Origin of the sequence: Bacillus sp. RE35, from assembly GCF_052146655.1 — a bacterium.
Taxonomy (GTDB): domain Bacteria; phylum Bacillota; class Bacilli; order Bacillales; family Bacillaceae_G; genus Bacillus_A; species Bacillus_A cereus.
Map to the genome: position 1 here is coordinate 2,275,729 of NZ_CP197377.1, position 12,436 is coordinate 2,288,164.

Sequence of the window (12,436 nt, forward strand, 5' to 3'; positions counted from 1 at the left end):
TGGTAATACGTATTAAAGTTCATTTTCTACATTAATCTCTGCATTCGTACAATATTGAATTACTTCTAAATAATCTAAGGGTGCATTTATTGATGAGAACTTTTGTAATTCTTAAATAGCCTCTTTACTCGGTGGTGATTCATAGGCTTCTAATGTAATTCTGGTATTAATTGCAAGATTAGCCACTTCATCTAGCATTTCAGGTGTTACTTTGGTTCGAACCATTTTTCCTCTCTTTTCTCCCATTTTTTTAAAAGTTGTCGCTTCGGTGATGGCTTTTTTATTTTCTCAAATGAAGCCGATGAGTTTGAGTTTGAGAATTTTATCGTGGTATTATTTATGTAACAAGGGGATGTTGTAAGAAAAAATACAATTTGAGGGGAAAATGAGAATGGGAATTTATAATTATGAAGCGAAAGAGGGTTTGCAAGTAGGAGAAGTTTGTTTAGAACGAGATATTTATGAAATTATAAATTTTTATAAGAAAGGGTCAATAGTTTTATGTGATTCAGTATCTCGTTTCAGTGCGAATTCAGACAGAATGTTTAAAGTGATAAATAGGATAGAAACATATATGCATAAAAATGAAGACTATACATATCAGGTTTCGGATAGACCCAATTTGATTTATGTAGTTGAGCAGGTAAGATAAGGAAGTATCCATAACGGGTGCTTTTTTCTTTGTTATATAGAAATTACACATTAAACGTGAATTCTAACAAAATGGATATTTGGATTCAAATTATTTGTGATATGTACAGTAAAATGTATGTGTATGATTTAGTTATTATTATGCATTTTATAAGCGGTATGGGGGAAGAAAAATGAAAATAATAGAACTACCAATTGAATTCGAATTTAACGGGCAAAAACAATGTATTTATCCAAGTTTAATTATATTACATAATGAATTAACGTTAGTTGATACAGGATATCCAAGTTTTTTACCTTTAATTGAAAATGCAATATTAAAACATGGATATGAGATGAAAAACTTAAAGAATATAATTATTACCCATTATGATGACGATCATATAGGGGCTGTATATGATTTTAAAGTGAAATATCCAAATATTAATGTTATTGCTAGTGAAATTGAATCTAACTATATTAATGGTGATATAAAATCAGAGAGGTTAGTTCAAGCTGAAGAAATGTTAGAACGTATGCCAAATGAAGAAAAAGAATTTGGCAAATGGTTTATACAACAGTTAAAAAATATAAAACATATTTCCGTCGATGAAAAAGTACATGATGGTCAAATGATTTTGAATAATGAATGTCAAGTAGTGGCAACGCCAGGACATACCTCGGGGCATATTTCATTATATTTTCCGAATTTAGACTGTGTAATTACAGGAGATGCAGCGGTTCAAGAGAATCAAGAATTAGTTATAGCTAATCCGAATTTTTGTTTAGATATAGAAAGGGCGGAACAGTCTTTAAATAGGATTAAAAGTCTTAAAGCAGCACAGTATTATTGCTATCATGGAGGAAAACTTACTGTATAAAATAATAAAAAACCAATCTTTTTGATATAGAAAAGATTGGTTTTTTGATTCATAGATTCTGCAATTTGAATTAAATCCTTTACGTTATATTTACCTTGTATATAGCGTTTGTTACCAATTGCAATTGTATATTGAAAACCATTCTGCTGAAAGATAAGCTCATATGCTGAATCAAAATGAGGATTATATAATGCTTTTATATTATTTTTTAAGCTGTAGAACTTAGCTCCACTAGGTACATAGAAGCCTAATTTGTTTTGAACTGGTGAAACAGTGATTTTAAAAATCCCATTAATATCTTCATTGTAGTATTGGAGGTTTAAGTAATCGTTATAAATGTATCCTTGAAATTCGTGAATTTCGAACGGGAATTTTGTAGGAGTAAGTATATGTTCCTTACACTTCACTTCATATTCTTTTACGATAGTAGCTTCTTTCATAAGTGGATTCCCATCATAAATTTGATTGATTTGAGATATTTTATTATTTTTTGTTACTATTTCTAAAATGAAACCGACAGTAAATTCATCATTAGTGCCTTTGAAATAAGAAATAAGAAATAAGAATTGTAGTATCTTCTTTTGGAGATGGTACTATTTTAATTTCATGAATAGGTTTTTCCTTTTGGAAAGTAGGTAGTTCAACTCCTTCTGTTACATATGACTGCATTAATTTTTTATCATTTTTGAGTAAAGCTTGTTTAAATTCACTTATCACATTTGTTCGAGATTTTGCCATAATAATTGAGGTCGACTGAAAATATAGTAAGAAAAATATGCAAAATATCTTTATGAATGTAGTGTTCAATTCCATCACCCTTTAACTATGTTTCCGTAAATTTGAAATATATATGTATAGGAGGGGAGAAGATGAGTTTATTGCTTGATGTAATAATGGATATAATTTTGTTTTATCCTCGAAATGACATGAAATTGAAACACCATATTGCAAAATTAAGTGAATTAGAGTGGTTTCGAAATCTACATGAAGATCCGAAGTATACAAGTTTAATTTGGAGTAATAGAAAAATTAAAAAGTATATTTTGTCTTCTACTAACATGGAAGCATTAATAAAATCTGAGAAAAAGCAAAAAGAATTTGTTCATCTAGTACAGGATGAATATAAAAAAAGAAGATAAGAATTTTTTTATTTTTCATATTTGGCGAAACAAATGGTACAATGAAAGCTAATGTGAAAAATAAGGAAAAGAAGTGGTCTATTTGAAAAACTTTTTAGAATTAGGAATTAGTGAAACTTTTAATCATACATTACGTGAAAATGGAATTACAGAAGCAACACCAATTCAAGAGAAGGCAATTCCAGTTATTCTGTCAGGTAAAGATATTATTGGGCAGGCGAAAACAGGAACGGGTAAAACGTTAGCATTCGTGTTACCGATTTTAGAAAAAATTGATCCAGAGTGTAGTGATGTCCAGGCTTTAATCGTTGCGCCAACAAGGGAATTAGCCCTGCAAATTACAACTGAAATTAAAAAAATGCTTGTTCAAAGAGAAGATATTAATGTACTAGCGATATATGGTGGACAAGATGTTGCGCAACAGTTGAGAAAATTAAAAGGTAATACACATATTGTTGTAGCAACACCGGGACGATTATTGGATCATATACGCCGTGAAACAATTGATTTAAGTAATCTTTCAACAATTGTATTAGATGAAGCGGATCAAATGCTTTATTTTGGTTTCTTATATGATATTGAAGATATTTTAGATGAGACACCAGGTAGTAAACAAACGATGTTATTCTCAGCAACGATGCCAAAAGATATTAAAAAATTGGCGAAGCGTTATATGGATGAACCGCAAATGATTCAAGTACAAAGTGAAGAAGTAACGGTTGATACAATTGAGCAGCGTGTCATTGAGACGACAGACCGTGCAAAGCCAGATGCACTTCGTTTTGTTATGGATCGTGATCAGCCATTTTTAGCTGTTATTTTCTGTCGTACAAAGGTTAGAGCGAGTAAGCTTTATGATAATTTAAAAGGATTAGGTTATAATTGTGCTGAACTTCATGGTGATATACCTCAAGCGAAACGTGAAAGAGTTATGAAGAGTTTCCGCGAAGCTAAAATTCAGTACTTAATCGCAACGGATGTAGCAGCTCGTGGACTTGATGTAGATGGTGTAACGCACGTATTTAACTTTGATATCCCTGAAGATGTAGAAAGTTATATTCACCGCATTGGCCGAACAGGACGTGCAGGTGGATCAGGTCTTGCAATTACGTTCGTTGCAGCGAAAGATGAAAAACATTTAGAAGAAATTGAAAAAACGCTTGGTGCACCAATACAAAGAGAAATAATCGAACAACCGAAGATAAAACGTGTAGATGAAAATGGAAAACCGGTACCAAAGCCGGCTCCGAAGAAATCAGGTCAAAATCGTCAAAGAGATAGCCGCGAGGGTTCAAGAAGTGAATCAAGACGTGATTCGAGAAATAGCTCGAGAAGTGATTCAAGAAATAGTTCGAGAAATAGTTCTAGAAATGAAAATAACCGATCATTTAATAAGCCAAGTAATAAAAAAGGTAGTACAAAGCAAGGTCAGCAAAGACGTGGCCGTTAAATAGTTATAATTGTAAAAGAGTCGCAAAATATTGTGGCTCTTTTTTTGTTTGTATACAACAAGGATGATGGCAAGAAAAAAACAAAAATTTCATTCACCGTATTTGGAATTTATAAAGGAAATTTTATAGTCCAAAACCATTAGAGCGAGGGTATTACTATCATTCAGCAGAACACTTTGGTTAAAAAAAGGTATTGAAGCGAGCGAGTATTTTCATTACACATTCCGCAATTATCGAAATAGAACAAGAGAAGTTTATGAAGGATTAAACTCGTATTGGTGTACGATCGTTGGAAACTGGAAAACTAATTTGTTAGTTTTGATCGATGAGGAACTCGAGAAGCAACACTGCCATCCTTATGAGGAAATTGCTTACGACGATGAAGGTAATGTAGTGATAATATGCGAAATAAGAAAAAAGGACTAGCAGTCGTACCTGCCGTCCTTTAATAGGAGAAAAAGTAATCTTATTTAGAACTACGCATAAACAGAAAATCTGCTTGTAATTAGTTTTACCCTAAATATACGTGTCTATACAAAAAAGGGATAAGTAAAAAATACTTATCCCCCGGAAGGGAAATCCCAAGTACAAAAATGGCTCGTATTGGTCTGCAGGTTCAAAAGTAGTATATGTAAAACGAAAAATCTCATACAAAAAGCAGACAACGATTTTGGTTGTCTGCCAGTGAGTTCAATGAGTTAGCTAATTGTGATAATTTGCATCCCCATTGCGAGAAGAGTGAAGCTGCTAGTTCAAACAGCTTGTTGGTATTATTTTCGATTTCTTAAAAAATATACAGAGAAAGCAGATAAGTGAAGAACCTACCTGCTTTTGCTGTAACAAAAGAAAGAGGTATTAGCCGTGGACACGGCGGCTTGAAAATAGTATGTATTTTTATTTGAAAAATATTCACGGGGTGAAGAAACGTGGAATGTTTGATAAAGGTGTTTGTGAAATTAATCGGCTAATTAGTAAAACAAAATAGTTATTTGGGAGAAAGAGAAAATGAATATGAGATGAATTGAAGCTGTTGAAGAATTACTTGAAGTGATGAAAGAATGCTTTTGGAACGGAACATCTTTAAAGGGTGAAGCTAATGATTTTAATATTGTATCTTGGCTGATTGAAGAAGCGACGCGTAAAACAAAATAAAGATTTCATCTTGTAGCAATGGGGAATAGATATGTGTACTTATTGGGGGAAAGTAGATAAAGAGTTCTTTAAGAGGCAAGAACCGGAACAAAATAAAAGAGCGGCTAGCAAAAGCTAACTGCTCAATACAAGGAGATACAGAGAAGACTACTTTAAATGAATGTTGGCATACAGCCTACATACAGTATTGACCGAATATTTATTTTAAATTCAATTTATTTAAAGTAAACATTCCAACAGATAAAATGGTTGCGCCTGCTACAGAACCTAGCCAGTCTCTCCAGCCTAATGTATTTAAAGATGCATCTGTTAAATCCGTAATTAAGAAGATAGCAAACATTAATACACCAAATGCTAAGCATCCCCAAAATGTTTGCAAATATTTAATCATTTTCTTTCGGAACTTGCTCATATAAATCACCCTTATTAATAATTTATATTTTTATAAATAAATTATCGCATGTGCAAAAATTAAAAGTACAAAATATGCAATATTACATATTGGAACTCAACAAAATACTCCATTGATAAGAACATAGATTGAACGGAGGGGAACCGTGTCGTATGAATCAATTGTCATTTTTTGAAGTCATCGATGTAAAGGAGATGCGCTGACTCGTGGTGAAGGAGCTGAAAAACTACAAAGTGTTGTGCGTCTGGATGAAGAATCGAGAAAAATAGGATCAAGCGGAGGGCATCGTTCTTTTCCTAAAATGAAAGATGACGATAAAAAACATGAGATACGTTTTAAACAAATTGAGCGTACGTTAAAAAATAAAAATTTATAAAGGAAATAGAAAGTAGGATGTTGTATATACAATAATAGGAAACTTTTTGCAAACTAAACATATAATTTTAATAGACCGACAGTCGGTCAGGTGGGAAGGAGAACTTGAATGCGAATTGTAAAGGAGTATGAGGAGCGTAGAAAGGAAATTTTAGAAACAGCTGAGCGTTTGTTTCTTACAAAAGGTTATACGAAAACAACCGTAAATGACATTTTAAAAGAAATAGGTATAGCAAAGGGGACGTTTTATCATTATTTTAAGTCGAAGGAGGAAGTAATGGATGAAATCATTATGAGGATTATTAAAGAGGATGTCACTAAGGCGAAAAGGATTGTCTCCAATCCCGATATCCCCGTTTTAGATAAGTTATTTCAAATTTTAATGGAACAATCACCAAAATCAGGAGATGTAAAAGAAAAAATGATTGAACAATTCCATCAACCGAATAATGCAGAAATGCATCAGAAAAGTTTAGTACAATCCATTATACATTTATCTCCTGTATTAACGGAAGTTTTAGAGCAAGGAATAGAAGAAGGCATATTTTCTACTCCATACCCACGAGAAACAATTGAATTATTACTCTCTTCAGCACAAGTCATATTTGATGATGGTTTATTCCAGTGGAAACCGGAAGAAATGATAAACAGAGCTAAAGCTTATATCAAAATGATGGAAGCATCTGTCGGAGCGAAAGAGGAATCTTTTGATTATATGATGGAAGTTTTAATTAAACAGAAATAGTGATTTTCTGTTTGAGTATTATCGACCAGCAGTCGGTCTAACTAAATGAAGGATGTGATGAGGATGCCAGCAAGTATTCAATCTTCCTTGAAAGATTTTCACTTAATGGTAAGTGGTCAAATTATTACTATTTTAGGTTCAACACTATTACGTTTTGCTCTCTCACTATATGTGCTAGATATAACAGGGCGTGCAGATATATTCGCAGGGTTATATGCGGTAACGAGTATTCCGTTTCTGCTAGCACCTCTTGGCGGAGCAATAGCAGATCGTTTCAACCGCCGTAATGTAATGGTCATTTTTGATTTTATAAACGCTGCTATTGTATTAAGTTTTATAGTTTTGTTATTAACTGAATCGGTATCTATTTTATTGATTGGAACAATTATGTTTTTACTAGCAGTCATTAGTGCAATGTACGCACCAGTTGTAATGGCGAGTATTCCGCAATTAGTTCCAGAGAAAAAGTTAGAACAAGCAAACGGTATCGTAAATGGTGTGCAAGCATTATCTAATATAGTTGCACCTGTACTAGGAGGAATATTATACGGCATAATTGGTTTGAAAATGCTCGTAATAACAAGTTGTCTTGCTTTCTTTTTATCTGCGATTTTAGAAATGTTTATTACAATACCATTTATAAAAAGAATACAGGAAGGCCATATCGTACCGACAATTGTAAAAGATATGAAAGAAGGTTTTCTTTATGTTTTAAAGCAACCTTTTATTTTGAAGGCTATGTTACTTGCAGCTTTACTAAACTTAATTTTGACACCGTTATTTGTTGTTGGGGGACCTATTATGTTACGAGTAACTATGCAGAGTAGCGATACGATGTATGGAATTGGAATGGGATTAATTGATTTTGCAACCATATTAGGGGCATTGTCAATCGGTTTCTTTGCTAAAAAGTTACAGATGAAAACATTATATAATTGGATGCTTATCATAGCTTTATTAGTAATGCCAGTGGCACTATCAGTTACACCGTTTATTCTTAATTTAGGATACTATCCACCATTTATCCTCTTTATACTTTCTTCTCTTTTAATCGCAATGATTATGACAATTGTATCCATCTATGTGATTACTGTAGTCCAAAAGAAAACACCAAATGAAAATCTAGGAAAAGTGATGGCAATTATAACAGCGGTATCTCAATGTATGGCACCAATTGGGCAAGTCGTATATGGTTTTATGTTTGAAGGATTCAGTACGAAAATTTATTTACCTATATTTGCTATTAGTTTCATAATGATATTAATAGCTATAGTGACGAAGAAAATATTAAGAAATGAAGGGAACTAGCTTCATATGATTAGGAGAATGTTAAAAAGAGATTTCTCTAAAAATAAAATGATAATTATCATTTTATTTATGTTTATCAAGTTATCAAGTTTTTAATGGCTAGTGCTTCAAGTAACGTTATAAATCTATGATCGATTGTTTAAAGTATCAAGCGCACCGCACGTCGTACAGATTCATACCGGAGAAATAAATCAAAAGTCAATGGATTCATTTGTAGAAAAAACTCCTTTTGTAAAAAAGTAGCAAACGGCAGAGATGATCCAAGTACAAGTAAACGGGTATAACATTTTTATACAAAATAAAAATAAGGCGAACATAATAGCGTAATAGATATTAGTTCCGTGAAACAAAACGCTAATTTTAATTTTTTATTAGATTTAAATAATAAAGTGATACAGATTAGTAAAGGGGAAATAGGTGTACCGATTTATTTTATGCAAAAATACAATCTGCATATTGGAGATGAAATATGGATTATAAAAAATAATATAGAACAAGAATTTACGATATCAGCATGTGTTCGTGATGTTCAAATGAATCCATCAATCGTTAGTTCAAAGCGATTTGTAATAAGCAATGAAGACTTAGAAAGATTAAAACGAAATTTGGGAGAAAGAGAATATCTTATTGAATTTCAGTTAACAGATGTAAATTAGATAAATGAATTTGAAGATTTATACCAGTCATCGAACTTACCTCAAAAAGGATTAGGAATTTGCTAAATAGAAAGGGGAAAATAAAATGAACGCTATGGAAAACGGTGTATATGAAACAACCAGATTAGTTAGTGAATCAATGGAATGACAAGCTGTAATGAATATCAATCAAATTTGTGAATTAGATCAATATCAAGAAGCGACATTATGTACATGGAATACAAATAACGATTTTGGTAGAGTTGTTTTAAATGCAGCATTAGGGCTTACGGGAGAAGTTGGTGAGGTTGCTGATGTTGTAAAAAAAGCAATTTTTCATGGTCATGGATTTGATCCAGCTTATTGTCCAGGAAAAGAAGAAGGAAATACACATAAAATCGCTTTAGAGATAGGGGACATCTTGTACTACATTTCAATCATGTCTCACGAAAGGGAATATACCCTAGGAGATATTGCTCAAATGAATATATCTAAATTAGCAACAAGATATCCAGACGGATTTAGTCGAGAAGCTAGTCAAAATCGTGTAGATGTGAAATGAAAATCGTAATAAAAAAGAGCCATGAGTGGAAAGGCTCATGGCTCCTTATATAAGGGTAATGATTTTATAGGTAAATATTATTATGAAATCCCAAAAAATTAAATATAAGTCAATTAATTGGTATAGAATTTGGATTTTATTTAAAAGAAGGAACGGAGGAATATGTAAAAGACTTTGAAAGGTCCATAAAAAAAGAATTCAGTAAAACTCTGAATTCTTCTACACGTGATTTTATTTGTTAATCCATTTAGAAATAATAGGATAATGAAACTCTTTTTCTTGTAGCGCATATAAAATCCCTTTTATAGGCCCGAAAATTAACAAAAGGAACAGTATTAGATATAAAGGAGCTATGCCGAAAATAATCAAAGTATTATTTGAAGTCAAGTCTAAATTAGACAAGGATAGCATTAAGATTCTTATTGCGAAGAGATTCCAAATTACTGTAATTATCCAAATGAATAGTTGATAAAACACAGCTTCAAGGATATTTTTTTTGAATGTTTTGTGATTTGTATACAAAATAAAAAATCAACGGTATATAAAAAATTGTGATGCTAAAGAAAATAAGAATAAAAAAAGATAATAAGGTAAGAAAATGCATAATTAATTTTATGTTCTTTTCTTGAGCTAGAATCATTAAGGTCCTCCTATATGTATGAGATTTGTTGTAGCTATTATATTTTAAGATTTTCATTATGGTAATAATGCGCTACTAAAAAAAATTACTACTGCCTACAGTTAAAGTTCCGCTTTCTGCTGCAGAAAATTGTATATCTATTGTTTGGCTAGCAACGGATACTAAATTTTTTCTTATAGTTATTCTTAGAGTAGAAGTCGTACCTAAAGTTGGATTAAATCCTATATTGGCACTGAATAAATAGATACCATTTATAGGGGCTGTAAATGTATTCGTTACTGAAGAATACCCTCCACCATTATTAAATATTATATTACCATACGATACTTGAATATCTGCAGGAGGAGTAAAAGACTGTGCACCATTTTTTTCTGCACGAAAATTAATGTTAAATGTGGGTCCGGTAGGTCCAGTGTCGCCGGTAGGCCCAGTGTTGCCAGTAGGTCCGGTAATTCCAGTAGGCAGAGTAAATGATGGGATTGGTGGGAAAGTAGGCCCGACTAGGTCGGGAGAAATTGAAATTTCAGATTTTATTTTAGGTGAATTGAATCTGTCTTTTCTAGACATATGTATATCATCCTCTCTAAGAATAGCAGATTATATCCAGTAGATGCATGATATGAATTGGGTGTGATTGTATTTTGAGATAATAAGAAATAAATTTATCTAATCTAACTATAAAAATTAGAACTAAACAAAAGCGTTAATTTATTATAAAAAATGGGTGACTCAGCAATTGTGTCAGCCGAGTCACCCAATACTATTGATTTTAGATAATAATCTTTTTCTATATGTAGTTATAGTGAGTTCTAAGAGGTTAACTCCAAACCGCAGTTAAAGGACAAAGAAATTTATTTTAGAAAGTATTAGATTTAACTATGTTAATGCTACAACAGCAAGAGTCAAGCCCAATGTATTTAATGTATTAGAATATGGTCCTACATTAATAGTAAGAGTACTTGTTATACCTGAAGGTGTAGTGAAAATTGCGGGTGCTGATACAGAAGTGAATCCTGCAGTATATCCCAGAGAAGTACCAGATCCAATGATTGGATTATTATTAAGATACATAGTGATACCTGCCAAATTACCTCCTGGTTGAATGATAACTTGTACTTCATAGATTGCCAAATAGGTTCTTCCACCTTCAAGTAAAACAGTTGTTGGTGGTGTGAACGAGATTGCTGTACCATTAGAATTTACCACGGTATCTAGTGGAATCGCGGAATTTACAGAAACTATTGATGGGGTAGTTTGAACAACATTTAAACTATTAGCCGTGGGGGATGGACAAGTGCAAGGTTTGTGAATGTTAGAGTTGTTATCATTTTGGAAATTCACAAATAATCAAGCTCCTTTGCGTAAAAAAATTTTTATCCTATATAAAACGTAGCTTTTTTGTATCTAAGTTATTTTTAATAAATTTTTAAAGATAAATCGAATATTGTTGGTCAGTCGACTCATAAAAGTATTCGATACTCTGGGATTTCAAAGTGCATCTGATAAATATATATGAATGTTTTTTTAAGGACATTACTGTAAGTTAGGAAAACATAAATCTGGAAATAAAACTTGATATTCCGGGTTTAACCGAAGATCAGTAGTTGAGGTTGTAAAGTGTATATAATTTTTTTCTAATTTATCTAGTGTTGCCAGATGATGAGTACCTAAGCCACGCTGGATGCTATGTTTAGAAAGAGTAGGCCCAATTTGTAATTTTCGGTTTTTCATAGCAGTATTCCAGGGACTGTAAAAGAATTTTAAAATGAAAGCAGGATACATGTAAACGATAAATGGATGAGGTGACCAATGTCGCCCTGCCCAATAGTTACCATGCGAATAATGGTGGATTAATCTACCACCATAGTATGGAGCAGGTGGATTAGGAGGGATTATTCTCCCATGATAACGCTGTTTGACAAGGGGAATTCCGTATCTGGGATTGGTATAACCGTGAGCAGGGTCATCCACCATCAGAATAGTTCTAATAGCATACATCTTTTGCCCTAAATTGGCAAGAGATGAGAAAAAGGCTTCCTTATCAACACAGCAAAGAAATTCAGTGGTATTTAGTACCATTTTCCATCCCGTAATTTCTTTTTCTATGTTCATTACTTCTTGATCAACTAAAATGGCATCAAACTCTAGTACCTTTGATTCACGGATTTCCCAATGAGGTGCAAATAATTTGCATAATTCAACCGAACGATCAGTAGACCCACGATTAATAAGAATGCCATGATCAAATAATTTTGTGTGGTGCATTAACCACCACGGAAGCAGATACTCTTCGTTATAAAAATGAGAAATTAAAGTAGTGTTAATAAAAAGTCCTCCTTTCAAAATTTTGTGGAATATATCCTTATCTAGTAAGATATGTTACTTGATCTAAAAAGAATGAAGAAAGATTTTTAACAAAATAGTTAGTTTAATAAAAACCGGAAAATGTGGGGGAGTTAAAGGAGAAGAACCCTTTATATAAAGGGTTCTTCTGGTGATTTAATCT

General features: G+C 32.4%; 11 protein-coding genes and 4 pseudogenes. 9 read left to right on the forward strand and 6 right to left on the reverse strand.

Features of this window, described 5'->3' with window-relative positions; all coding sequences use genetic code 11:
* Positions 1–391: 391 nt before the first annotated feature.
* Positions 392–652: a hypothetical protein gene (locus tag ACTL4X_RS11835; protein ID WP_000513521.1), complete on the forward strand. Its 261-nt coding sequence runs from the start codon at positions 392–394 to the stop codon at positions 650–652.
* A gap of 172 nt (positions 653–824) precedes the next feature.
* Entirely contained in the window at positions 825–1,511 is a 687-nt protein-coding gene (locus ACTL4X_RS11840; protein ID WP_000691157.1) for an MBL fold metallo-hydrolase, read from the forward strand.
* 47 nt (positions 1,512–1,558) lie between these two features.
* Here ACTL4X_RS11840 and ACTL4X_RS11845 read toward each other — a convergent pair.
* Positions 1,559–2,318: pseudogene (locus tag ACTL4X_RS11845) on the reverse strand (hypothetical protein); the annotation flags it as partial.
* A gap of 62 nt (positions 2,319–2,380) precedes the next feature.
* Between ACTL4X_RS11845 and ACTL4X_RS11850 the strand changes: the two are divergent.
* Together ACTL4X_RS11850 and ACTL4X_RS11855 are read left to right on the forward strand one after the other, a co-directional pair.
* The gene (locus ACTL4X_RS11850; protein ID WP_000054894.1) at positions 2,381–2,650 is read left to right on the forward strand and encodes a hypothetical protein; all 270 of its coding nucleotides are present in this window, start codon (positions 2,381–2,383) and stop codon (positions 2,648–2,650) included.
* Positions 2,651–2,723: 73 nt separating this feature from the next.
* Positions 2,724–4,100, forward strand: coding sequence for a DEAD/DEAH box helicase (locus ACTL4X_RS11855; RefSeq protein ID WP_002164545.1), 1,377 nt, complete (start codon positions 2,724–2,726; stop codon positions 4,098–4,100).
* A 1,352-nt stretch (positions 4,101–5,452) separates the two neighbouring features.
* Here the strand turns inward: ACTL4X_RS11855 and ACTL4X_RS11860 are convergent.
* The gene (locus tag ACTL4X_RS11860; protein WP_000033159.1) at positions 5,453–5,665 is read right to left on the reverse strand and encodes a hypothetical protein; all 213 of its coding nucleotides are present in this window, start codon (positions 5,663–5,665) and stop codon (positions 5,453–5,455) included.
* Between the two features lie 238 nt (positions 5,666–5,903).
* Between ACTL4X_RS11860 and ACTL4X_RS11865 the strand changes: the two genes are divergently transcribed.
* From ACTL4X_RS11865 to ACTL4X_RS11885, 5 genes and pseudogenes are all read left to right on the forward strand, one after another.
* Positions 5,904–6,041: a hypothetical protein gene (locus ACTL4X_RS11865; RefSeq protein WP_002041130.1), complete on the forward strand. Its 138-nt coding sequence runs from the start codon at positions 5,904–5,906 to the stop codon at positions 6,039–6,041.
* 108 nt (positions 6,042–6,149) lie between these two features.
* Positions 6,150–6,785 (forward strand): TetR/AcrR family transcriptional regulator, encoded by a 636-nt coding sequence (locus ACTL4X_RS11870; RefSeq protein ID WP_001223584.1) that lies wholly within the window; start codon positions 6,150–6,152, stop codon positions 6,783–6,785.
* 63 nt (positions 6,786–6,848) lie between these two features.
* Positions 6,849–8,093: an MFS transporter gene (locus tag ACTL4X_RS11875; RefSeq protein ID WP_001111720.1), complete on the forward strand. Its 1,245-nt coding sequence runs from the start codon at positions 6,849–6,851 to the stop codon at positions 8,091–8,093.
* Between the two features lie 6 nt (positions 8,094–8,099).
* Positions 8,100–8,809: pseudogene (locus ACTL4X_RS11880) on the forward strand (ABC transporter permease); the annotation flags it as partial.
* A 25-nt stretch (positions 8,810–8,834) separates the two neighbouring features.
* A pseudogene (locus ACTL4X_RS11885) lies at positions 8,835–9,290 on the forward strand (nucleoside triphosphate pyrophosphohydrolase family protein).
* 231 nt (positions 9,291–9,521) lie between these two features.
* Here the strand turns inward: ACTL4X_RS11885 and ACTL4X_RS11890 are convergent.
* The 4 genes and pseudogenes from ACTL4X_RS11890 to ACTL4X_RS11905 form a co-directional block, all read right to left on the reverse strand.
* Positions 9,522–9,930, reverse strand: a pseudogene (locus ACTL4X_RS11890) (DUF4870 domain-containing protein).
* A 75-nt stretch (positions 9,931–10,005) separates the two neighbouring features.
* Complete coding sequence (locus ACTL4X_RS11895; protein WP_000087353.1) at positions 10,006–10,497, reverse strand: exosporium leader peptide-containing protein; 492 nt, start codon at positions 10,495–10,497, stop codon at positions 10,006–10,008.
* Between the two features lie 309 nt (positions 10,498–10,806).
* The gene (locus ACTL4X_RS11900) at positions 10,807–11,271 is read right to left on the reverse strand and encodes a hypothetical protein (protein ID WP_001010966.1); all 465 of its coding nucleotides are present in this window, start codon (positions 11,269–11,271) and stop codon (positions 10,807–10,809) included.
* Between the two features lie 192 nt (positions 11,272–11,463).
* A complete protein-coding gene (locus tag ACTL4X_RS11905; protein ID WP_000546545.1) occupies positions 11,464–12,195 on the reverse strand; it encodes a hypothetical protein in 732 nt (243 codons plus the stop codon).
* Positions 12,196–12,436: the final 241 nt, after the last annotated feature.

Excerpts from the sequence above, each read along its gene's own strand:
- ACTL4X_RS11835 (WP_000513521.1), top strand. The coding sequence starts at position 392 with ATGGGAATTTATAATTATGAAGCGAAAGAGGGTTTGCAAGTAGGAGAA.
- ACTL4X_RS11840 (WP_000691157.1), top strand. The coding sequence starts at position 825 with ATGAAAATAATAGAACTACCAATTGAATTCGAATTTAACGGGCAAAAA.
- ACTL4X_RS11850 (WP_000054894.1), top strand. The coding sequence starts at position 2,381 with ATGAGTTTATTGCTTGATGTAATAATGGATATAATTTTGTTTTATCCT.
- ACTL4X_RS11860 (WP_000033159.1), bottom strand. The coding sequence starts at position 5,665 with ATGAGCAAGTTCCGAAAGAAAATGATTAAATATTTGCAAACATTTTGG.
- ACTL4X_RS11870 (WP_001223584.1), top strand. The coding sequence starts at position 6,150 with ATGCGAATTGTAAAGGAGTATGAGGAGCGTAGAAAGGAAATTTTAGAA.
- ACTL4X_RS11875 (WP_001111720.1), top strand. The coding sequence starts at position 6,849 with ATGCCAGCAAGTATTCAATCTTCCTTGAAAGATTTTCACTTAATGGTA.
- ACTL4X_RS11895 (WP_000087353.1), bottom strand. The coding sequence starts at position 10,497 with ATGTCTAGAAAAGACAGATTCAATTCACCTAAAATAAAATCTGAAATT.
- ACTL4X_RS11905 (WP_000546545.1), bottom strand. The coding sequence starts at position 12,195 with ATGCACCACACAAAATTATTTGATCATGGCATTCTTATTAATCGTGGG.